Source organism: Aeoliella straminimaris (assembly GCF_024054565.1).
Classification (GTDB): Bacteria; Planctomycetota; Planctomycetia; order Pirellulales; family Lacipirellulaceae; genus Aeoliella; species Aeoliella straminimaris.
The window spans coordinates 1-1,028 of the sequence record NZ_JAMXLR010000080.1; the positions used below are offsets into that span (position 1 = coordinate 1).

The window sequence follows — 1,028 nt, forward strand, 5'->3', positions numbered from 1 at the left end:
TACGTGATGCGGATCACGGGGGACAACGACGAGGGAAAGGCTCAGCTCGACTTCTTTATCTCGCCCGAAGAGCGATACCCAGTGATCGCCACCACCAGCAAGCTGATGACGACGGGCGTCGATGCCAAAACCTGCAAGCTGATCGTCCTCGACCGTCGCATCCAGTCGATGACTGAATTCAAGCAAATCATCGGACGTGGCACGCGGATCGACGAAGACTACGGCAAGCTGTACTTCACGATCATGGACTTCAAGAAGGCCACCGAATTGTTCGCCGACCCCGACTTTGATGGCGATCCCGTGCAGGTCTACCAGCCTGGCGAGGGCGAGTCGCCCGTTCCGCCTGAAGAGGGAACTGAGGAAACCAATACAGAACTGGGCACCGAGACGGAAGGTGAGGAGATTCTAGTCGACCCGATTTCGCCCGGTGGCAATGGCGGGGGAGGCATCATCGGCGATCCAGGTGGACCGCGGAAGAAGTACGTGGTCGCTGGTGTGACCGTATCGGTGGTTGCCGAAAGGGTGCAGTACTATGGCCCTGATGGCAAGCTCATCACCGAATCGCTCAAGGACTACACCCGTAAGACGGTCCTCAAGGACTACAAATCGCTCGACGACTTCCTCCAGGCTTGGACTTCAGCCGAGCGAAAAGAAGCCGTAGTCAAAGAACTCGAAGAACATGGCGTATTGTTCGAGGCGCTCGCCGACGAGGTCGGCAAAGACTTTGATTCCTTCGACCTGGTCTGCCACGTCGCCTTCGATCGTCCGCCGCTGACTCGCCGTGAGCGGGCCGAGAACGTCCGTAAGCAAGACTATTTCGCCAAGTACGAGGAGAAGGCTCGCGTTGTGCTCGAAGCATTGCTCGAGAAGTATGCCAACCAAGGGCTGCGGGCCATCGAGGACATGGACGTACTGCGGGTGAAGCCCATTGATGCGATTGGTACACCGGTCGAGCTGGTGAAACTCTTCGGTGGTAAGAAAGGGTACTTGGCCGCGTTGGCCGACCTGGAACGGGCTCTATACGCGGA

Annotated in this window: 1 protein-coding gene; it reads left to right on the forward strand. The window is 57.9% G+C overall.

Annotated elements, in window-relative coordinates; all coding sequences use genetic code 11:
• Positions 1-1,028 (forward strand): type I restriction-modification enzyme R subunit C-terminal domain-containing protein (locus tag NG895_RS23825; protein WP_279676595.1); only part of this gene is annotated, 1,028 nt, incomplete at both ends.